The organism is Corynebacterium hansenii (genome assembly GCF_030408795.1).
Lineage (GTDB): Bacteria > Actinomycetota > Actinomycetes > Mycobacteriales > Mycobacteriaceae > Corynebacterium > Corynebacterium hansenii.
The window spans coordinates 2,323,677-2,344,925 of record NZ_CP047211.1; the positions used below are offsets into that span (position 1 = coordinate 2,323,677).

Sequence of the window (21,249 nt, forward strand, 5' to 3'; positions counted from 1 at the left end):
GGCCGCTTTGCGACGGCCCGGCCGCCGCGGGCGCCGCCGCGGTCAGGCCGGCTGGTTCAGCGCGTAGTTGGCGGCGGCGTCGCGGACGTCGCGGACGTATTCGTCGGACTGGTTGTAGGACCGGATCGCCGACGTCCAGTCCTCCGGAGTGGACAAATCCCGGCCGCCGGAGCACAGCAGGCGGGCGGCGGAGGCCGCGGCGTCGTCGATGTTGTGCGGGTCGGCGACGCCGTCGCCGCTGGCGTCGATTCCGTACCGGCGCCACGTTTCCGGGATGAACTGCATCGGTCCCACGGCCCGATCGTGTTCGGAATCACCGTCGAGTTCGCCGCCGTCGGTGTCCCGGATCTCCGCGAAGCCGGGCGATCCGTCGAGCGGCACGCCGATGATCGACGGGCGGACGACGCCGTCGGCCTGGATTTCGGCGGGCTTGAGCCAGTCGCCGGTGTACGTGCCGTGGCGCGTCTCCACCTGGCCGAGCCCGGCCAGCGTGTTCCACGACAGGTGGCATCCCGGCCACGATTCGGCGGCGAGGACCTCGGCGTTGCCGTAGGCGCGCAGCGCCGCGGAGGGGATGCGGGTCGACGCCGCGATGGGCTTCGCCCATTCCGTCAGCTGGTCGGCGGTGCGGCCCGGGGCGTGGACGTCGATGCGCGGCGCGGGCTCGGCGGCGGCGGGCGGCACGTTGTCCGGGATCGGCTGCATGGTGAAGGGCAGCTTCACCGGGCCCGCGAACATGGTCATCGCCCCGACCATCGCGATGACGGCGATCACGGCGATCGTCGTGAAGCCGAGGCAGCCGCAGCCCCTGGACCGCCGATCCTTGCCGCCATTCCGCCCCGACCTCCCCCGGGGATCGCCGGACCAGGACGGCACGGCGCGGCTCCGGCCGCGTCGGCCGCCGCCACGTGAATCAGCGAAGTCGGACACGGGAGCCAATCCTACGGATCAGCCCGCCAAGTGGGGAACTAGCTGGTCACTCCGGCGTTTCGCCGGTCTCGAGGGTGTCCAGGTACGCCAGGAATTCGCGGGCGACGAAGCGGGTGCGGGCCTCCGAGCCGGACTCCAGCTCCAACCCCGGAGTCGGGCACATGAGATCGACCGGGATGTCCGAGTCGGCAAGGCCCATGCGGCGGGCGCGGCGGATGGCCTCCTCCGCCAGCGACAGCGCCGGCAGGTACTGGGCGGGCTGCGAGCGCGGGCCGCCTCGGCCGGCGTCCCAGGCGGCCTCCTGCTCCTCCAGCGGCATCAGTTCCGCGCCTTCGCCGGTGTCGCGCGAGCCGTCGAAGAGGTAGGGCTTGCGGCGGCGCATCTTGTCCACGAAGGCCGCGGCGACGTCCTCGATGTCGAAGTCCTCGGCGACCTCCGCCTGGAACAGCACCTGCAGCAGCAGATCCGACAGTTCGCCGCGGATGTCGCCGCCCTCGCCGACGGCGTCGATGAACTCGAAGGCTTCCTCGATGAGGTACGGCAGCAGGCTGGCGTGGGTCTGCCCGGCCTCCCATTCGCCGGTGCGGCGGGCGGCGGCCATGACGTCGATGGCCTCGGCCAACCGCGGGAACCGCTCCCCTGCGGCTCCCGGACCGGGCGCCTCCCGCGGGGTCTCCTGCCACTGGGAGGCGGCCTCAGCCCGCTGATCGGACTCCGGTTGGGCCCAGTCCCCCGGCTGGGCGGCGGCCGCGGGTTGCTCCGCCTCCCCCGGGCCATTGCTTTGCGACGGCGCCCCGGCCCCGGTTCCGATGGCCGCGGCCGGCGCGGCGGCCTCGATCGCCGCCGGCGGATTCGGGGCGACGCCGAGCCCGACGTCGTAGACCTTCTCCCCCGCGGCCATGCGGTCCAGGACCTCGTCGTTCTCCACGTCGGTGGTGACCAGCACCTCGGCGTCGGCCACGGAATGCCCGCCGGCGTCGGCGATGGCCCATCGGACGCGGATCGGCACCTCCTCGGTGTACGCCACCTGCCCCGTCAGCAGGCCCGCCGCCTCGAGCGGGATGGCGGTGGGGAACCGCGGGTCCAACACGATGATGGTCATTTCCGATCCTTTCCGCCGGGGGCGCCGCCGACGATGTCCATGACGGGGATGCCCGCCATCCCGGTCAGGAAATCGGCGACCCATTGCACGAGCGCGACATCGCGCACGGGCTTGGCCCGCAAACCCTTCCCTTCCTTCGGAACCGCCACGGAAACGGTCCGCGATGCGGCCCGATACGTCGATTGCGGATGCAGGCGCTTCAACCGCACCTGTTTCGAATCGGCGAGCTCCATGGGACCTATCTTAATGTGAGAACCGGCCGTTTGAACTTCATGCACGCCGAACTCGCGGCAAATGATTCGCAGGCGCGAAATCGCCGCGAGGCGCTGCACCTCGATCGGCGGCTCTCCATAACGGTCGACCAGCTCGTCCAGGACGACGTCGATGTCCTCCATGGCCTGCGCCGACGCGAATTTCCGGTACGCCTCCAGGCGCAACCGCTCGGAATCGACGTAGGAGGCCGGGATGTTCGCGTCAACCGGCAAATCGATGCGGATTTCCTTCGGTTCCTGCGCGGAAGCGTCGGGCGTTTCGCCGTCGGCGACGGCCTTCATCGCCGCGACGGCTTCGCCGACCAATCGGACGTACATGTCGAAACCGACGCCGGAAATGTGTCCGGATTGTTCCGCGCCGAGCACATTTCCCGCTCCGCGCATTTCCAGATCCTTCATCGCGACGGCCATTCCGGCGCCGAGATCATTGTTCTGCGCGATGGTGGCCAACCGGTCGTAGGAATTCTCCGTCAGAGTCTGATCCGCCGGATACAGGAAATACGCGTACGCGCGCTCGCGGGACCGGCCCACGCGGCCGCGCAGCTGGTGCAGCTGCGAAAGGCCCATGTGGTGGGCGTTTTCCACGATCAGGGTGTTGGCGTTGGCGATGTCCAGGCCGGTTTCCACGATGGTCGTGCACACGAGCACGTCGAATTCGCGGTCCCAGAAACCCTGGACCGTGCGCTCGAGCATTTCCTCGCCCATTTGGCCGTGGGCCACCACCACGCGCGCCTCGGGCACCAGGTCGCGGACCTTCTGCGCGGCCTTGTCGATGGTGCTGACCTTGTTGTGCAGGTAGAACACCTGGCCGTCGCGAAGCAGCTCGCGTCGGATCGCCGCGGCGATCTGCTTGTCGGACTGCGCGCCGACGTACGTCAACACCGGGTGGCGATCCTCCGGCGGAGTGAGGATCTGGCTCATCTCGCGGATGCCGGCCATCGACATCTCCAGCGTGCGCGGGATCGGCGTCGCCGACATGGTCAGCACGTCGACGTGATTGCGCAGCGCCTTGATGTGCTCCTTGTGCTCGACGCCGAAGCGCTGCTCCTCGTCGACGATGACCAGGCCCAGCTGCTTCCACGACACGCCCGTCTGCAGCAGGCGGTGGGTGCCGATGACGATGTCGACCGTGCCCTCGGCCAGCCCCTTGATGATCTCCTTCGACTCGCGCGTGGGAGTGAAGCGGCTCAGACCCCGGATGGTGACGGGGAAGCCCTCCATGCGCTCGGTGAACGTGGCCAGGTGCTGCTGCGCCAGCAGCGTGGTGGGCACGAGCACGGCGACCTGGCGGCCGTCCTGCACCGCCTTGAACGCGGCGCGCAGGGCGACCTCGGTCTTGCCGTAGCCGACGTCGCCGATGAGCACGCGGTCCATCGGCGCCGGCTTCTCCATGTCCGCCTTGATCTCGGCGATGGCGGTGAGCTGGTCCTCGGTTTCGGCGAAGGGGAAGTTGTCCTCCATCTCCGTCTGCCACGGCGAGTCCGGCGCGAAGGCGTGGCCCGGCGCGGCCTGCCGCTCGGCGTAGAGCTTGACCAGCTCCTCGGCGATTTCGCGCACCGCCCCGCGGGCCTTGCGCTTGGTGGTCTTCCAGTCGGAGCCGCCCATCTTCGACAGGGTGGGCTTCTCGCCGCCGACGTAGCGGGTCAGCTGGTCCAGGCTCTCCATGGGCACGTAGAGCTGGTCGGGCGGCCCGCCGCGCTTGCCGGAGGCGTACTCGAGCACGACGTATTCCCGCCGCGCCTGGTCGTCGCCGGTGCCGATGGTGCGTTCGGTGAGTTTGACGAAGCGCCCGATGCCGTGGGTGTCGTGCACGACGTAGTCGCCGGCCTCCAGCGCCAGCGGGTCGACGCGGTTGCGGCGCTTGGACGGCTTGCGGCGGCCGCCGCCGATGTCGGTGACGCGGTTGCCGGTGAGGTCGGCTTCGGCGATGAGCGTCAGCGCCCCGCCGTCGGTGCGCGGGAACACCAGGCCGCCGTGGCTGACGCCCTGGTAGACGGTGATGCGCCCCGGTTCGGGCTGTTCCGGGCCGGTGGCGATGCGGCAGGCGATGCCCGCTTCGCGGAACTTCTCCGCCTGGCGGCGCACGCCGGCCGGGGTCCCGGCGATGTAGGCCACGCGCTGCCCGTCGACCGTGGCCTCGCGCAGCTGGGCCATCATCGCGCCGATCGCCTTGAGGTCGCCGCGCGGTTCCGGGCCGGGCTCGTAGGTCAGCGGCAGCACGTCGTCTTCGGTGATGCCGCCGTCGAGCATGCCGGGCGGGGAAATCGACCACCAGGGGGCGCGTCGCACGTCGTCGAGGTCGCGGTAGGCGCTGGCCTCCAGCCCGTCGGCCGGGATCGGCGCGCCGCCGCCCATCGCCGCGGTCTCCCAGGCGGCGGCCATGAACTCGTCGCCGGTGACGATCAGATCCGCCGCGCGCGACCGGATCCGCTCGGGCCCGCACAGCAGGGTGTGGGCGTTTTCGGGCATCAGTTCGGGCAGCGGCACGAGCGGGCGGTCGGTCAGCAGCGGGATGAGGGCCTCCATGCCGTCGACCCACTGCCCATCGGAAATGCGCACGAGCATCTCCTGGACGTCACCCGAACGCTCCTTCGCCAGTTCCCCGGCGCGTGCGCGGACGGCGTCGTCGAGAAGCAGGGCCCGGCAGGCGTGGACCTCCACGACCTCGATCGGCCCGGCGCCCTCCTGCTCCGGGATGGTGCGCTGGTCGCCGACGGAGAACAGGCGCAGCTCGGAGACCTCGTCGCCCCACAGCTCCACGCGGACCGGGTTGTCCGCCGTCGCCGGGAACACGTCGACGATGCCGCCGCGCACGGCGAACTGCCCGCGCCGGCCGACCATGTCGACCCGCGAGTACCCGTGGCGCTCGAGCTTCTCCGGCAGATCCGGGACCTCTTCGTCGACGGCGATGCGGATCGGCCCCGCGCCGTCGTCGAGCACCGGCTGCACCAGCGAGCGCACCGCCGCGACGACGACGCGCACCTTCCCCGACTTCACCCCGGACAACACCGCCCGGCGCGTGGCCACGGTGTCGACCGCCGGCGACAGGCGCTCGTGCGGCAGCGTCTCCCACGACGGGAACATCGCGGCGCCGTCGCCGAGCATCGCGCGCAGCTCCGCCGTCAGATCCTCCGCCTCGCGCCCCGTCGCGGTCACCGCGAGCACGGGGACCTTCGCGGCCATCGCCGCGATCAGGTGCGGGCGGACGCGGTCGTTGCCGGTCAGGTGCAGCTCGGCGTCACCGAGATGCTTGACGACGCCCCTCAGCTGCGGCTCCCCCGCCACCACCTGGGCCAAACCCGACAGCGGGGCCACCATCGGGCCCGCCACCTTCGTGCCCGCCATCAGCCGCGCCGCCCTTCGCGGCGCACGCGGTCGGCGGGATCCGCCTCGGGGCCGGCGCCGAATACCGCGCCCTCCTCGGCGGCCGGGCCCTCGACGTCACCGCGCAGGACGGGGTGCGCCTCCATGCCGGCCAGGCCGTTCCAGCACAGGTTCACGATGTGCGCGGCGACGGTCTCGCGGTCCAGCGGCTCACCGTCCGGCGTCCGCGCCGGCGTCTGTTCCCCGCCCGCGCCGTCGCCGGTGCGCTCGTCCAGCCACCACTGCGCCGTCTGCGACACCATGCCCACCAGGGCCTGCGAGTACAGCACCGCCGGAGCCTCGTCGAGCCCCGCGCGGGTGAAGGCGGCGCCCAAAATGTGCGACACCCGGCCGGTGGCGTTGCCCAGCAGCGTCGCCAAGCCGGTGTTCGAACCGGGATCGCGGGCGAGGATGGTGAACCCGTCTGTGTGCTCCTCGACGTAGGTCAGCAGCCCGATGACCGCCCGCTCGATGCGGGCTCGCGACCGGCCCTTGGAGATCGACTCGGCGATCACGCGCTCCAGGCGCTCCATCTCCTCGGCCACGACCTCGCGGTACAGGCCGTCCTTCGTGCCGAAATGCTCGTACACCACGGGTTTGGACACCCCCGCCCGGGAGGCGATCTCCTCCATCGACGTGCCATCGAGGCCCCGCTCGGCGAAAGTGGCGCGGCCGATGTCGAGGAGTTGCCTGCGACGCTCCGGCCCGCTCATGCGCCGGCGTACGACGTTTCCCGGATTTCCCATGCACCCGAGCCTATCGCGACCGCGCCGCACGCCCCGAGCGCGGTCCTTGCGGGGTCCGTGGGCGGCCTGGGCGCGGTCCTCGGGCGCGGCGCGGGCTCGGCCCTCGGGCGGCGTTGCCGGATTGCGCCGCCGGTGTTGCTAATCTGATCGGCGGTGCATGCGCGTCCGGCGCGCCGGCCCCGGGGCGCCCCGATGCGGGCGCGGGAGCGGGCGCACGACGCAAGGCGGCGCCGGTCCCCCGTGGTGTAATGGCAACACTCCTGATTTTGGTTCAGGCATTTCAGGTTCGAGTCCTGGCGGGGGAGCAGCGAGACCACCCCCACTGACCTGCTTCAACGCAGGCCAGCGGGGGTTTTCTCATTTTCGGGCGGGGGTATCTTTACGCGGCTTTACGCCTGATTCTGCGTCTATATGAGCCAAAAGTGAGCCAAACGCGAGACAGGCAATGCCTTACTTTTGCATTCAGCATTGAGCGCTGCGGCCATGCGGAGAGGACACTCCCTGCTGCCGCTAATCTCGATACATGCTCGGTGAAACGTTCCCCCACTCGAACAATCAGCTAAAGAAGCTCGGGAAAGCCCTCAAGTACGACTCCCCCCACGACGTTCAGCTCTACCAAGAGTGGATGACGTGGAATGCTGAGCTACTCGCCACGGTATGGCTTGAACTTGACGACTGCCTAGAGAGCTTCGTCGACAGCGAGCCTCCACCCCCCTTCGAGGCGTTCCCCCCTCTGACCAAGGATTCTTTCGAGCTGTCCGGTCGAGTGAAGACCGAAGACACCACCAGGGAGAAGCTCCGCCGCAACACGACTTCCCTGAACGGCATCCAGGACATCGTCGGCCTCCGCATCGACGCGCCGATGAGACTCTCCCAACAGTCACGATTGGCAGATCACATCGCCGGGACGCTCCAGGCCAAAGGCGCGTCCGTCGCACAGAGAGATCTTCGCGATGGCAGTCACTGCGGCTACCGAGCGGTGCACCTTCACGCCACGTTTCCAGCTGGGCGCACAGAGATCCAGTTGCGAACTACGTACCAATCAACTTGGGCAAACTTGTACGAAGTTCTGGGTGACGTCGTCGGGCGAGAAATACGCTACAAACAGGAGTTTTCCCCTGAAGTGGAACGAGCGCATGGCCCGATCGTTCGAAAGTTTTGGCGCGCCTCCGAAGCCCTCCACAAGTCAGACACAGAATGGAATGACTGGGTTTCAAGCTGCGAAGAGCTTATGCTTGACCTCCACAAGGTTCCCGAGCCGTACCCCGATGACTTGCAAGCCGAGATTGACAAGATCAAGGAAAGGCTGACGACGGCCCACGAAAGCCGTGAGGAGGCGCGCCAGCGCCTCAGCCGGTTGGCAGACACAGTTCGCCGCCTGCCGCCCGCGAACCGACAGGAAGGAGTTGTCTGAAATGCCAGGATTTTTGATCGAGTACAACCGACTCACCGGAGCCGTGGACTGCACCCAGTTCCCGAGCATCGTCGAGGCAACCATCCAGCGCATGATGCGCGACGTCGCCCGCGTGGATTCCAACGTCGAGATTGTGGCTGTTACCAGCCCCAACCGCGAGTCTCTTGAGCACTCTCACTCCCGATACTTCGCGCGGCGGGAAGACCTCACGCTCGCGTAACCCGCTTATGAAGCAACCCCCGCACCAGACGGTGAGGGGGTTGCTTCTTTTTAGTTAGTTCGGCCCGCGCGGGAGCGGGGGATGCTCAACCAGCGCGGGCCTGGCCGCCGGGCACCACCGGGGGGGTGGGGTGCTTCGCGGCGGTTACGCAGACGATAACCCGCCCGCGGCTACCCCGCTCGCCGAGCCGCCCCGCAAACGCGAAAAGAGCCCCACCCCGGTCAACGGGGTGGGGCTCAGTCGTGCGCCGGAGGAAGGCGCGCGGTCGGACGGGGTACGTCGGGGTCCTCAATCTCCTGGGGCTCGTCGCGCGATGCCGACGTAAGTGCCCGGGTCTCGGGGAACACAAGATGCTTGATCGCCGGCGGGACGTACGGCAGATCGTTCGGTCGCGGGTTCAAGTGCTTGCGCCGCCAATCAACCCGCTCACGAATGTGATCCGTGGAAATGGCCAGTAGCTTCCGTGTGTCCGTCAGGTCCTCCGCAACGCGAGCGAGCTCTCGTCCCTGCTCCTCGATCTGCTGCTCTGCTTCATCGGTACGGCGCCGCTCCTTATCCAGGTCCGCGCGCGTTTCCGTCAGGTCGTCGCGCACACGGGTCAGATCCGACCGCAGCTCGGACGTCAGCATCTGCAAGCCCGATAAGTCCGCGTTCCTCTCCTCCAGCGCGATTTTGTCTTGCTCCAGCGCCAACTTCTCGCGCTCCAACGCCAACTTCTCCTCGTCGGCCCGTCGCTGCAGCTCCAGCTTCTCGTCGGCGTTGCGTGATTCTCGGAATGCGCGGACCCACGCGGCAGCGGCGAGGACGACTCCGCCGACGCCGGCGGCGATTCCGCCCGGGCCGAACCACAGCTCGACGCCCGACATGGCTATTCCGCGCGGTGCTCGCCGACGTACCCGCCGGTCGTGGCGGCGGCGGTGCCGATACCGAGAACGGGAGCGACGACGGCGAGGATGGACTCCCACTGCGCGACCTCCCCGTAGCCGAGGTAGGTCATGAGCACCGTGACCGCGGCCATGAGGCCGTAGAGCGCCTGGCGCCACGGGGACGTGGAATGCAGGACCGCGAAGGCCAACGTGACGATGGCGGTGGCGACGCCGGCGACGGCGGGGGCCGCGGCGTCATCGAGGACGCCCCACGACACGAGCGCGGCGACCAAGGCGCCGGCGACGGCGTAGACCGTGGCGCGGGAGTTGGCGGGGACGGTGGTGCGGATGGATTCGAGCATTGGTGCCTCCTTGGGGCATGAAAAAGACCGCCCAAGTGCGGGGCGGTCGGGTCGTCAGTTGTCGTCGGTGAGCCCGCCACTTGCTGAAGTGACGTCCTCAGTTGCGTACGCGAGCGGCTACTCCTTGGCGAGGAGCCGGTCGAGCTTCTCCTCGATGCGGGTCAAGCGCTCCTCGTTGCGCAGCGCCGCGTGCATCGCGTCGAAGCTGTTGCGGTCGGCGTGGAGCAGGAACGTCCACAGCGGCCCCTCCAGCCCGCCGCCGGCGTAACCGCGCACGACGGATTCGAGATTGATCACGGGAACCTCCTTCTCAGGTTCGGGCGCCGGGGACGGTGCATCGCCCCCGGTGAAAATGGCCCGCAGCTCGTCCAGCGAGCCGCGGTATGCGTTGACGTCGACCAACTTCCCGGCGACCGCGCCCTGCGACCCGAACTGCAGGATGTCGGGCAGCCGGTCGCCGAGCGGGTAGGACCAGCCGGCGTGGCCGTCGCCGCCGTCACCGGCGTAGAGGTCGCGGGGAATGCCGCGCAGATTCCGGCCGTAGTGGCTCACCCACAGGTGCCCGAGCCCGTCCATCGACGGCTCGCCGCCGGGCATCTTCTCCCAGTACCAGGCGCCCGAGTAGATGCCGGGGACGTAATAGCCGCGGGCCTCCAGCTCGCGCTTGGCCGCCCACACGTCGTCGCCGGTGAGCAGCTTCCGGCCGTTTCGGGCCACCGATTCGACGTCGATCCACACGCCGAGGTCGCGGCGACCGCCCATCTGGGCGTCGATGACGTCGACCTGCTGCGCGATGGTCGTGCCCTCCGAGGGCGCGCGCAGGTACCAGTAGGTGGACACGAGCAGGCCCTGTTGCTCGGCGTCGTCCAGGTGCGACGTGAAGGTCTTGTCGCGGTAGGTGCCGTCGCACAGGCGGATGATGACGAACTCCACGCCCTGCGCCTTCGCGGCGGACAGCGGCATGCCGTCCTGGTGCTCGCTGATGTCGATGCCGAGGATCATCTTCGGTGCCTCCTTCGGGGTTTCTCCTGGGTGCGGCGCGGTCTTCAGCCACGCCTCGGGGTCGATGCGCCGACCGCCGTAGCCGTGCTCCCAGACGGTCAGGTGGAGGTGGGGGCCGGTGGACTGGCCGTTGGATCCGACGTAGCCGATGAGCTGGCCGGCGTCGACCCAATCGCCGGCCTTCAGCCCGGTGGCGAAGGCGTTCCACATGTGGCCGTACTCGGTGCAGCCGCCCCCCTCGCTGTCGGGGTGGTCGAGGACGATCCACTGGCCGTATCCGCTGGCGGGCCCGATGTGGATGACTTTGCCGCCGGCGCAGGCGTAAATCGGGGTGCCGTCGGGGGCCCCGAAATCGAGGCCGGAATGGTGGGTGCCCCACCGTGGGCCGAAGCGGCTGGTGAGGGTGTAGGTTCCGCGTTTCATGGGCCATTGACGGGCCACGGCGGTCCTCCTTTCGTGACGAAGCCCCGCACCCGGTGGGGTGCGGGGCTGCAGTTCGTTGCGGGGTCAGACCTTGGCCCAGAGAGCCGGGACCGCCGGAGGCTCCCACCCGGTCTGAGAGGTGTGGGCCTGGACGACGCGGTACGTGGCCCCGCCGTGGGTGACGGTCTCGCCGACGACGTAGGCGACGCCGGGCGCCCACTCGGGCGGCGACGGCTCCGGCTCCGGTTCGGGATCCTTGTCGACGGGCGGGGTCTGCCCATCAGCCGGGGGCTCGGCGCGGACCTCCTCCCACGTCGGCACCGGCCCGTCGTTGCCCGGCTCCCACACGTTCACCTTGGCCAGGACGTTCCGCCATCGCTTTCCCACGTGGGCGACGACCGCCCCGACCGGCCACGCATCGAAGGCGCCGTGCGGCTGGCGCCACCGCGGCACCCCGTCGTCGTCCGCCTCCGGGGGATTCTCCTCGTGGTACTCCCGCGCCGCCTCATCCAGCGCCTCCTCCACCGCCGGGGCGGCGTCGCGCCGTCGCTTCTCCTCAAGCACCGCGTACCGCAGCACCAGGAACTCGGCGTCGCTGAGGGATTTCAGATCGAAGTCACGCACCAGGCACCTCCGCCCGGGTCATTGGCGCAAGCTTCACCGCGATCAGGGACGAATACACGCTGCCCGGAGGGAAAACTCGACGCCGCGCGGAACTCGCCTGGAGGAGGAAATACGATGGCTGCTCCGTCATCCTCACCCCCGCATAGCTCAAGGTGTGATCCGTCCCCCCTCCGGTCGACTTGACGAAATCGTGAGCGCCGCCGGAAGGGTAGGTCGACACCTTCAACCGGCAATAGTCTCCGATGCCGAAGCCCGGCAACGATGACGTCTCGCCGGCGGTAACGCGCGCCATGACCAGCCACATGCCGGGCTCATCGAGCCACACCTTCCCCTCGCGAACGCCGCCGCCCTTCGAATCCCCGACCTGGATGCCGAAAGGCAACACCGTTTCTGAGTTGTTCGACGCTTCCGCCGGGGCGGACTGGTTAGCGCACACGTAGCCCTGCATGTCCTCTAGGGCGTAAAGCCCCTCGTGCAAGCCCATGTTCACGAGCTCGACCTTCTCCACCCGCTCCTCGACGGGGCGGATCAGCCCCCGCGCGGCATCGCGAATTGGCAGCAACCGCGAGCCGAGGTCGTCGGCGCCGCGAATCGCGTCGGCGATGCCGCCGAAAATGCCGTCGCGGATGCCCTCGGCGACCTCCTCGAACCCCGCGATGGGGTTGCCCTTGAAGATGTCGCGCAGCTTCCCCGGCAGCCCGTCCGCCCACTCGCGAAGCTCGGCGAGGATGTCGTCGCGCGGCTCATCGATCTGACCTCGCCACGCCCCCGCCGCCGCCTCCGCCGTCGGTGCCCCGAGCGGCGTCTCGAACTGCGGGACGCCGGGCCCCTCGACGCGGATGTCGCGGCCCGGTCCCATCGGATCCAGTCCGTACGTCACGGCTCCATCACCCGCACCGGATTGACGTTGACCCGCAGGTACGCCCGCTCCTTCCGGGTCTGCACCGTGATGCCGGACAGCGATTCCACCCTGCGGGCGATGAGGTGGATCGTCGCCTCCTGGCCCATCGGCACGATCGACGAGGACGCGTTGAACGCGGCGGTTTCATCGGCGGCGGGCACCAGCTGGCGGGGCGTCCACTCCCCCAGGATCGACGCGGCCTGCATGCCCGGGCCCAGCGCCAGCAGCGGGCCGGACACCGCACCCAAGTGCGCCTCGACGTCCATTCGCACGGCGATGCCGTCGACCTTGACGTCGACGAGGCCGTAGACCTCCGGCTCCCACGGGAAAGGTTGGGCGGGGATCGTCAGCGTCGTCAGCGACACGTAGTCGCCCTTCCAGTTCGGGCCGGTGTTCACCGCCTGCCAGTCCGAATCCGCACCGTACTTCTTGACCGACCCCGCGCCGATCTGCGGTTTGGCCGGCCCCCAGTCCCCGTCAGCGCGCATCGTCAGCACGTCGCCAGCGACCGCCGGGGTGCCGCCATCGTCGTAGTCCGTCGCCGACGAGATCGGCGCCGCATCTCCGGTGTCGCCCTTTTCCCCCGGCTCGCCCTTGAGCCCCCGTGGCAGATCGAGCGACAGGATCACGGTGCCCTCGGCGTCGGTGGAGATCCGCGCCGCGGGGATGTCCCGGGTCTGGACGTCGCCGATGCGCATCACCGGGGCGGGGCCGGTGGCGCCGCGCGCCCCGAGGTAGTTCGGGATGGGCACCAGCTCGCGCCCGTTCCACTGGTACACGGTCGTCGAGTCCTTGATGGGCCAGAACCATCCGAGATCGTCGTTGTTAAGCGTGCGCGGGTCCGGCAGGTCGGCTTCGGCAACCGGGGCATGGAACCGCGGCGGGGTGCCGTCCGTGCCCCGGTCGCCCTTGTCGCCCTTGATCGCGGGGATCTCCGCGTTGATGGTGTTGCCGCCCTCGATGACGAGGACGCCCCGCTGGGTGGCGCGGATGTCCCACTGGTCCTTGAGCTGCAGGCGCAGCTCAGCCGGCATGGTGAATTCGACCACGGTTTGTTCCTTTCCTAGTACTTGAGTGTCAGGGCGTTGACCATGGTCAGCGCACCGGAAGCCGCCCGGCGGGCGCGCTCCCCCGGAGGGATCGCCGGCGGGGTGCCCAGCGACGTCGTCATCGCCGCGCCTTCATCACGGTCGACGGCGAGGTCGACCTCGGTGACGGGGCCGACGTACAGGTCACCGTCGGCGTGCCACCAGCCGCACGATTCGCCGAGGTCGTAGTCCTCGCCGAAGGTCCAGGGCAGGCCGTCGCGGACGGTGATCTTCGCGTACGTCGTCGGCGCGGCCTCCCACAGCGCCCGCTGCCCCGCTTGGGCGGCCGACAGCGTCAACGCCGCCGACGTCGACTGAAACGTCTCCGGGATCGCCTCGGGGCCAATCGCCAGGAGGTTCTCCCAGTCGGTGTGCCGCTGGTACGTGCCGACCCGGTTGGTCATCGCCTTGCCGACGATGCCGCCCAGGCCCGGCATCACCACGCCCATCCCCGCCATCAGCGACGTCACCGCGTAGGCGGTGCCGTCCTCGATCAGCGTGTTGAGCCAGTCCGGGGCGGTGCCGCCGACGACCGCGGCGACAGCGGTCGGGTGTGCGTTGTCGACCTCGGCGTCGAGGACGCCGGCGCAGCCGTGCTGCCAGATCACCGCCGGCACCGGCTTGCCGTTGATCAGCTCGTCCCAGCGCTTCGAGATGTGACGCGACGCGCCCTGGCCGATCCACCCGATCGCGTCACCGACGAAGCCGAGGAGCTCGCGGGCCAGGGACGACAGGATGGTGTAGCCGCCGCCGACGCCGTGCTGCCACGGGGCGCGCACCATGTCGATGACGATCCGCGGTTTTGTGTACGGCCACGGCCGCATCGGCGGTTCGTCGCCGGGCAGCCACTGCCGCACCCGCAGCCGCCAGCCTTGCCCGTCCTTGAGCATCTCCTCGGCGACCTGGGAGATCGGCTCCATGGCCAGGGCCCAGGTGCGCCACGGGGAGCCGTCCATCAGCGGGTTCATCGGCACCACGGTGATCGGGATGCCCCACTGCCGGTGCGGGCGCCACAGGCGCTGGACGTTCAGGGCGATCAGGGTCAGCAGGCCGGTGGCCACCGGCCCGGTGTAGACGGACTTGCGGATGACCTGGAGCAGTTCCTCACCGACCAGGGGCTCGGGGTAGGTGAGGATGCCGTCGAGGATTTTCTCCACGCCGACGCATTCGGCGGTGACTCGCCAGTTCGCGCCGACGCCGGAGTCGCGGGCGATCCACACCCGCCCGTCCCAGTGGACGTCGCCCTGGTGGATGCGCACGCGCACGAGGGCCTTGCGGCAGGAGCGGATGATGCCGGCAAGCGGGTCGCGGCCCTGCATCGTGACCGTCGCCTGCCCCCTGGCCGACCATTTGACCTGCACGTTCTCAAACAAGCCGAGCGTGCCGGCGAAACCGTCGCGGGTCCACACCTCCACCAGGGTCTTGGGCTGGACGCGCAGTCGGGCGGCGGCCATCGCCGCCTCCGCCTGGTCCACGTCGAGCGGTGCCAGGGTCACCATGGGCGTCGCCTCCTCGGGTCAATCCGCACCACCGCCGACGTCACCCCGGGCTGGGCGCCGATGACGCGCAGCCCCGAGCAGTCCCACCGCTCATGCGGCATCACCTGGTACAGCGGCCGCTGGCCTCCGAGGATGCGGTGCGCGTTGGGCCGTTTGTCGGACACCGCCAGCTTGCGGTTTGGGTCGCCGGTGATGACCATCGTCTCCCCGGGCTTGAGCACGACGGTGGTCTGGTTGTCGCGCAGCAGCCCGCCCTGCCGCAACAGGTCCTTGATCCAGTCCGGGATCAGCTCCATCACGAACGCCTCCAGTCCCTCGAACACGCGGGGCGCGATGTCGGGGATGGTGAAAACCCCGGGGCCGCGCAGTGTCCACGTGGGCCACTCCGGCAGGTCCCCGTAGTTCCACAGCTCCGGGTTCGGCGACCACCCACGGCCCTCGACCCAGGTACGGGCGACCTCCAGGCCCTGGAAATGCGACTGCTCGGAGACGATGGGGATCAGGTAGTCCTGCTCCTGGGCGATCGCCTCGTCCCACCGGGTTTCCCCGACCTCCGGTTTGCCATTCATGCGGACGTCGAGCCACACGGTGCCCGACGGGCTGTTGACGTACAGGCGCGCCGGCTGGTGGTGGCCCAGGTCGTCGAAGAACGCGTCGCGGACCCGCTCAAGCGAATGCGTGCCGGTGCGGTGCAGCATCACCGGGATCGAGAACGCGCGCGGGTCCGCGATGGCGCCGAGCCACACCGCCCCGTCATACTGCGCGGGCCGGAAGAACTGGTGCGTGACGTCGGGCTCCTGGAAATCCGACCACCCGGCCGCCAGCACCGCTCCTTCTGCGTTCGACTCCTGCGTCGGCCAGTCCGACAGGTGCCAGGCGCGCTCCGGCAGATGCGCCACCGCACCGGGGCCGGCCAGCACCACGTTGGCCGACCCTGCCGGGAACATTGCTCCCCTGCTCATCAGAATCCCTGCTCCCATCGTTCGATGTTGACTGCTTCGCGGATACCCGCGACCAGATCGCGCCGGTCGTACCCGGGGGCATTGACGTTGATCGGGCGGGGCGGGCGTTCCGCTACCGCCGTACCGACGCCGCGCTGGCCGCCGCGGCCGGCAGCCTGGGCGACCTGCACCTCGCGCGACAGGCGGGCGTCGGAGTACCCGGCGTCGACCTGTTCGGCCAGCGACGTCGCCGCCGTGCTGATCGTGTCGTCCGCCAGGCTCTGCGCGAGCTGCCCAAGGTTGTCGACGAGGACGCCGCCGAGCTGCTCGCCCATGGCGATCATCGGCATCAGCGCAGCGCCCTCCGGGCCCATCGACATCGCCGCCGCCCGCGCCGCGCCGCCGAGCGCGTCGATGCCGACGCCGGCGGCCATGGTGCCGGTGGTCACCGCCGCGTCGGCGAAGACGTGGGCGGCGTCGGCGCCGTCGTTGATCATCGTCAGCGCCGCCTCGTTTTCACGGGCGGCGTCGGCGTTGACGACGAATTCCCCGTCGGCGAGCCATGCGGGGATGGTGTCCTTCGGGCCGCGGCCACCGGTCTTGGACCGCTTGACCGGCCCGCCGGCCTGGTACCCGGCGGCGGTGGGCCACGGCAGCTGGTCGTACTCCGCGTTGATGTAGCGCAGCGCGGCCACACCGTTGGACAGCACGTCGTGGACGTCGTTGACCAGGTTCGGGTCCCGGTACGCGTCGTACGTGCGGGGTTTGACCTGCCACACCCCGGCCGGTCGGCCCTCCGCGGAGTCCGGGCCCATCGCGTCGGGGTCGCCACCGGATTCGATGTCGCCCTGCTCGGTCATCGGCCCCTGCCACGACGACGGGTTACCGGTGATCGACAGTGCGCGGAGGATTTCCCCGGCCCACTGCTCCGTCCCACGGGCCGGGTCGTAGACCGCGGAGCCGGTGGGCTGGATCTCCTCGGCCTCCGCCTCGCTGACGCCGGGCGCCGTCGACGACGGCCCCGACTTCGCTTCCGTGGCGGACGAGTCCTCGATGACGATCTTGCCCGACGCGTCGACGCCGCCGGTCTGGCCGCGCGCCCGCTTGCCCGCCAGCAGACCGATCTGCAGCAGCGGCCCCAGCTCGTCATCGTGACCGAGCACCGTGAACACGTCGCTGGTGGTCTCGGAGACGAGACCCTTCGCGGCGTTGCCGAGCAGCTCGGACACCGACGACGGCCGGTCCTCCAGCTCGCCCTGGAGCTCGCGCAGCCGGATCGCGTAGTAGCCGCCGTTTTGCCGGGCGGCCTGCACGGCCTTGACCAGCTCCGAATCACGCCCGGCGCGGTAGTGGGCGCCGAAGCGGCCGGTCCACACGCCGGCTTCGATCATGGAGCGGACGCCGGTGGGGTCGTTGGCCTCGTTGAACGCGGCCGCCAGGTCGGCGTCGGCCTGTTCCTGGTCGCCGTAGGCCCAGAGGAGGAACTCGACGAGCGGGTCGTCCTCCGGTGCTGCGTGGGTGATGCCGAAGCGGTCGGTCCATGCGCCGGCGCGGGTGAGCTCCAGCAGGCCCGTGGGGTCGTTGGCGCCGGTGAGGGCGGCCGACATGATCGGGTCGGGCGGGATGTGGGTGTTGGAGCGGGCCAGTCGCGGTTTCGACTCGGCGGCCATTTCGTCGAGGCGTTCGCGCTCGCGCTCGGCGTCGGTTTTCCCGTCGCCTCCACTGCTGCTTCCGCTGCTGCGGCTGGTGCGTCCCTTGCCGGTGCCGCCGACGATCTTGCTGTCGGGCAGGTAGTACAGCGTCGCGCCGCCGAGGGCGTGCGGCGACGTCACCCCGGCGCCGACCTGCATGCCGTTGCCGCCGGATTCGATGTTGACGCCGTCGAGCTGGGCGACCATGTGCTGTGAGTTGACGCCGACGATGAAGAGGCCGTCGGTGCCGGGCACGAGGTCGGGCCACCCGCCGTTGAGCAGCGTGTGGGTGGTGCCCAGGCGCTGCTCGCGGGGCGTGAGGTCCTGCAGTGCGATCTGCCACAGGCCGACGTACCCGGAGCAGTCCGACCCGCCCTTGGAGGTGCCGCCCCACACGTACGGACCGCCGCTGGTGGCCTCGAGCTCGCGGAAGGCCCGGTCGACACCGGACTCGGTGTCGTCCTCCTTGTCGTCGTCGGTGTCGTCGGTGTCGGTGCGGCCGGTGTCCCGGTCGTCGTCGCCGCGGGGGTTGCGCCCCTTGGCGTACCCGGGCATCGACTCGTAGGCGGCCATGGCCGCGCGGGCGCGCGGGGTATCCGCGTTGATGCCGCGGAGCAGCTGGTGGTACGTCTCGGACGACTCACCGTTGATGACCCATTCCCGGGCGTCGAGACGGGCCACGGGCATGCCGGACATGTCGAGCGCGAGGAAACCGTCGACGATCTCCGTTCCCGGGCCCGTCGACGGCAGGCGGTAGCCGGAGTGGCGGTCGCCGATCGCGTAGGCCGGAAGCCGGCCGCCGAGCCGCATCGGCTGCGGCATGTAGGGATCAGGGTTGTTCGCGGCCCGGTTTGCCTGCTCCGGCGAGAGGCCCATCCGCTGCCACATCTCGACGCGGCGGGTGATGATCGTGTGCGTCGACGTCGTGTTCCGGTTGTTCAGCTCGTCGATGCGCCGCTTGGCTTCCGGCACGTTGTCGGACTGGGTGTGGCCGGCGGCGGTGTTCGCGTCGTTCAGGCCGTCGATCCGCTTCTTGGTTTCGTCGACGTTGTCGTTCTGGGTGTGGTCGCCTTCCGTTCGCGTCCCGTCGAGGCCGTGAAGTTTGGCGAGAACCTCTGCGACGTTGTCGGAGATTCGCACCTCGCCGTCGGCGCCCTCGCGGACCAGCAGACCGAGGGCGATCATCCGCTCTTGGACCTCGGGATCATTGGAGTTAAGAACGACCTTGCCTTCGAAATCCATCGTGGTGAGGCCGAGCTGTTCCAGCTGCGCCTGAACTTCGGGGCTGTTGTTCTTGATCTCGATGTATCCCGATTCGGGAAGCGCATCGATCTTGACGCCGATGGCGTCGAGCATCGTGATGATGTCCATGCCGTCCGGGAAGGTCACGGTGACCTCTCCGTTGAACGGCTCCGACACCTTCAAGCCCATTTCTTCGAGCTTCTTCCGGGTTTCGTCGGTCACTGCATCGGCCTCGACGCGGATCGACTTGTCGTCCGGAATCGCCGTGATCGAATCCCCCAGCAGATCCACTGCCCCACGGGTCGCCTTCAAAGCCTCCGCCAGGGCGAGCTGTCGCTCCGCCTCCAGCTGCGTCTGGACCTCCGCCAGTTTGTCGGAGTAGCCCATCACGCCGTCGCGCAGCGCGTTGGCTCCCTCCGTCGCCTCGTCGATCTCCCGCTTGAGATCCCGCAGCCCCGCGCGGTTCGACGACAGCGCCGACTTCCGGGGGATCTCGTCCAGCGCGTCGCCCAGACGCTTAGACGCCTCGGCGTTGCCGTTGAGCGACTGCGCCACATCATCGGCGGACACGCCCGCGCGTGTGAGGTCCTCCCCGAACTTCGCCCAGAATTCCGAGCCCTTGATCGCCGATGCGTTGGACACGGTGACCGCGGCGTCGACCGCGCGGATCGCGTCCGCATTGCCCTGCATGGCCTGCGCCAGGGTGCCCTGGGAGATACCCAGCTCGGTGGCGGTCTTCGACCAGCCCTCCTCCTCCGCGCGCTTGAGCACCAGCGCCTCGGTCTGGGCGGTGATGGACCCGGTCGTCTCGTCGAGGGTGCCGCGCAGCTCGTCCTGCCGCTGCTTGTGCTCCAGCTCGGCCTGCGCCGCCTCCTGGTGGCGCTGGACGAAAGCGCCGATGGCCAAGCCGGCGGCAGTCAGCGCCAGCCCCCAGGGGCCGCCGAGCATGGTCATGATGCCCTGGGCTCCGGACTTGAACAGCGACAGACCGCCGGCGGCGACACCGCGGAGCTCACCGCCGAAGCGAGTAGCTGCGCCGCGCGCGGTGAGCATCGCCCCGCCGAGCCCGTCGACCTGACGGCCGGTCATCATCGCCATCTGCCCGAAAGCGCGGGCTTCGGCGCCGGACTTCCGGTATGCGTCTCCCATCTTGGAGATCGTCGGCGAGCGGGATTCCAGCACCGCGATGGCTTCCCCGACGCGGGTGATTTCGACCCCGGACTGGTGCGCCAGCTTCGCCTGGATCAGCATCTGGTCGCCGAATCCCTTGAGCGCCCCGGTCCCGGCTCCGAGCTTCGCGGGGAAATCCCCCCACTTCGCCAGCGCCATGGCAGCGGCCGCGCCAGTAGCGGGGCCGATTAAGCCGGACATGGCCGACCCGACGTCGCCGATGCCGGATGCGACCGGGCCGATAACGGCCAGCGCGGTCTCAAAACCGGCGGCGAGCACGGGACCAAGCCCTTCGATCGCAGTGGTCGCCGCGTCAACGCCGGCGACAAGCTCGTCGGACAGGGCGGTGTAGATCGCCAGCCCGGCTTCCTCCGCCGCGTTCTGCACGCGCTCGAGCGCACCCGGCAGACCACGGGTCTGGGCGGCGGCGACCTCCGCCGCCTGCCCCTGGCGCGTAACCGCCTCACGCAGGTTCTCGAACCCGCCACGACCCTGATCGGCGGCAATGCCCGCCAGGCGCATCGCGTCGGAGCCGAACAGCGTGGCGGTGGCCGCCTGGTACGCCTCCGGGGTCATTTCCGACTGCGCTCGCGCCAGCTGCTCGAACAGGGACGGTAGCCCAACGAAGTTTCCCTGCATGTCATACACCGACAGGCCGAGCTCTTCCATCGCCGCCTGCGCGGGCTTGCCCTGGTCGGTCAGCGCCAGCAGCGCGGACTTCAACAGGGTGCCCGCGTCCGACCCCTGGATACCGGCGTTGGCGAACATCGCCAGCGCCGTTGCGGTGTCGTCGATCGTCAGGCCGAACTGGTTGGCCACCGTGCCGGCCTGCTGCAGGCCCTGGGCAATGCCCTCGATCTCAGCGGACGACGCGTTCGCCGCACCGGCGAGGATGTCGGACACGCGGGCGGCGTCCGCCGCGCCGAGCGAAAAAGACTGCAGGGCCTGCGACTGGATCGTCGCCGCCGTGGCCGCATCGACCTGCGCAGCCGCCGCCAGCTGCAGCGTGCCGCGGGCCGCGTCCATCGACTGCTCGACCGTGAACCCGCCCTTGGCCAGCTCCGTCATCGCCGCAGCGGCGTCCGACGCGCTCGTGGCGGTCAGGGACGTGTCGTTGCCGAGCTCGCGGGCCTTCTCCGCCACCGCATCCAGCTGAGCGCCCGTGGCCTGGGAAACCGCGGCCATCGTGTTCATCTGGGACTCGAACTGCACACCCAGGCCGGCGATTCCCTTCGCCAGCTCCGCGGCGCCGAACAGCAGGCCCAGCTGGGCGGCGAAGCTCTTCGCCTTGCCCAGGCCACCCTGCAGCCCGGACTCCATCTTCCCCTCGAAACCCTTCAAGTCCGGTTCGACGAGGATGTCAATCTTGCCACCAGCCACGACGGCCCCCTTT

15 protein-coding genes and 1 tRNA gene are annotated in these 21,249 nt (G+C 69.6%); 3 read left to right on the forward strand and 13 right to left on the reverse strand.

Going from position 1 to position 21,249, the window contains the following annotated elements; genetic code table 11:
- Window positions 1–42 precede the first annotated feature (42 nt).
- The 4 genes from CHAN_RS10180 to CHAN_RS10195 form a co-directional block, all read right to left on the reverse strand.
- Complete coding sequence (locus CHAN_RS10180) at window positions 43–756, reverse strand: lytic transglycosylase domain-containing protein (protein WP_048742038.1); 714 nt, start codon at window positions 754–756, stop codon at window positions 43–45.
- Window positions 757–976: 220 nt separating this feature from the next.
- Window positions 977–2,032 (reverse strand): MazG nucleotide pyrophosphohydrolase domain-containing protein, encoded by a 1,056-nt coding sequence (locus CHAN_RS10185; protein ID WP_290289439.1) that lies wholly within the window; start codon window positions 2,030–2,032, stop codon window positions 977–979.
- Complete coding sequence (mfd, locus tag CHAN_RS10190) at window positions 2,029–5,649, reverse strand: transcription-repair coupling factor (protein WP_290289442.1); 3,621 nt, start codon at window positions 5,647–5,649, stop codon at window positions 2,029–2,031. Before mfd ends, CHAN_RS10185 begins: the two co-directional genes overlap by 4 nt.
- Window positions 5,649–6,380 carry a TetR/AcrR family transcriptional regulator gene (locus CHAN_RS10195; protein ID WP_290293465.1) on the reverse strand — a complete coding sequence of 244 codons (732 nt, stop codon included), beginning with the start codon at window positions 6,378–6,380 and terminating at the stop codon, window positions 5,649–5,651. The genes mfd and CHAN_RS10195 overlap by 1 nt, the downstream gene beginning before the upstream one ends.
- A 267-nt stretch (window positions 6,381–6,647) precedes the next feature.
- Between CHAN_RS10195 and CHAN_RS10200 the strand changes: the two genes are divergently transcribed.
- From CHAN_RS10200 to CHAN_RS10210, 3 genes are all read left to right on the forward strand, one after another.
- A tRNA-Gln gene (locus CHAN_RS10200) sits at window positions 6,648–6,718 on the forward strand.
- Window positions 6,719–6,936: 218 nt separating this feature from the next.
- The gene (locus CHAN_RS10205; RefSeq protein ID WP_290289444.1) at window positions 6,937–7,827 is read left to right on the forward strand and encodes a RelA/SpoT-related domain-containing protein; all 891 of its coding nucleotides are present in this window, start codon (window positions 6,937–6,939) and stop codon (window positions 7,825–7,827) included.
- A gap of 1 nt (window position 7,828) precedes the next feature.
- Window positions 7,829–8,047, forward strand: a complete 219-nt coding sequence (locus tag CHAN_RS10210; RefSeq protein ID WP_290289446.1) for a hypothetical protein — start codon at window positions 7,829–7,831, stop codon at window positions 8,045–8,047.
- A 236-nt stretch (window positions 8,048–8,283) separates the two neighbouring features.
- Here CHAN_RS10210 and CHAN_RS10215 read toward each other — a convergent pair whose 3' ends face one another.
- The 9 genes from CHAN_RS10215 to CHAN_RS10255 form a co-directional block, all read right to left on the reverse strand.
- Complete coding sequence (locus CHAN_RS10215; RefSeq protein ID WP_290289448.1) at window positions 8,284–8,913, reverse strand: hypothetical protein; 630 nt, start codon at window positions 8,911–8,913, stop codon at window positions 8,284–8,286.
- A gap of 2 nt (window positions 8,914–8,915) precedes the next feature.
- Window positions 8,916–9,275: a phage holin gene (locus tag CHAN_RS10220; protein ID WP_290289449.1), complete on the reverse strand. Its 360-nt coding sequence runs from the start codon at window positions 9,273–9,275 to the stop codon at window positions 8,916–8,918.
- 117 nt (window positions 9,276–9,392) lie between these two features.
- On the reverse strand, window positions 9,393–10,700 hold the full coding sequence (locus CHAN_RS10225; protein WP_065421584.1) for a peptidoglycan DD-metalloendopeptidase family protein: 1,308 nt from the start codon (window positions 10,698–10,700) through the stop codon (window positions 9,393–9,395).
- Between the two features lie 84 nt (window positions 10,701–10,784).
- Entirely contained in the window at window positions 10,785–11,324 is a 540-nt protein-coding gene (locus CHAN_RS10230; RefSeq protein WP_290289452.1) for a carbohydrate-binding protein, read from the reverse strand.
- On the reverse strand, window positions 11,317–12,204 hold the full coding sequence (locus CHAN_RS10235; protein WP_290289454.1) for a hypothetical protein: 888 nt from the start codon (window positions 12,202–12,204) through the stop codon (window positions 11,317–11,319). Before CHAN_RS10235 ends, CHAN_RS10230 begins: the two co-directional genes overlap by 8 nt.
- Entirely contained in the window at window positions 12,201–13,274 is a 1,074-nt protein-coding gene (locus tag CHAN_RS10240; RefSeq protein WP_290289457.1) for a hypothetical protein, read from the reverse strand. The genes CHAN_RS10235 and CHAN_RS10240 overlap by 4 nt, the downstream gene beginning before the upstream one ends.
- 14 nt (window positions 13,275–13,288) lie before the next feature.
- Window positions 13,289–14,812 (reverse strand): Gp37-like protein, encoded by a 1,524-nt coding sequence (locus tag CHAN_RS10245; protein WP_290289459.1) that lies wholly within the window; start codon window positions 14,810–14,812, stop codon window positions 13,289–13,291.
- Complete coding sequence (locus CHAN_RS10250; RefSeq protein ID WP_290289461.1) at window positions 14,806–15,774, reverse strand: hypothetical protein; 969 nt, start codon at window positions 15,772–15,774, stop codon at window positions 14,806–14,808. Before CHAN_RS10250 ends, CHAN_RS10245 begins: the two co-directional genes overlap by 7 nt.
- Complete coding sequence (locus CHAN_RS10255) at window positions 15,774–21,236, reverse strand: phage tail tape measure protein (RefSeq protein ID WP_290289463.1); 5,463 nt, start codon at window positions 21,234–21,236, stop codon at window positions 15,774–15,776. The genes CHAN_RS10250 and CHAN_RS10255 overlap by 1 nt, the downstream gene beginning before the upstream one ends.
- Window positions 21,237–21,249 lie beyond the last annotated feature (13 nt).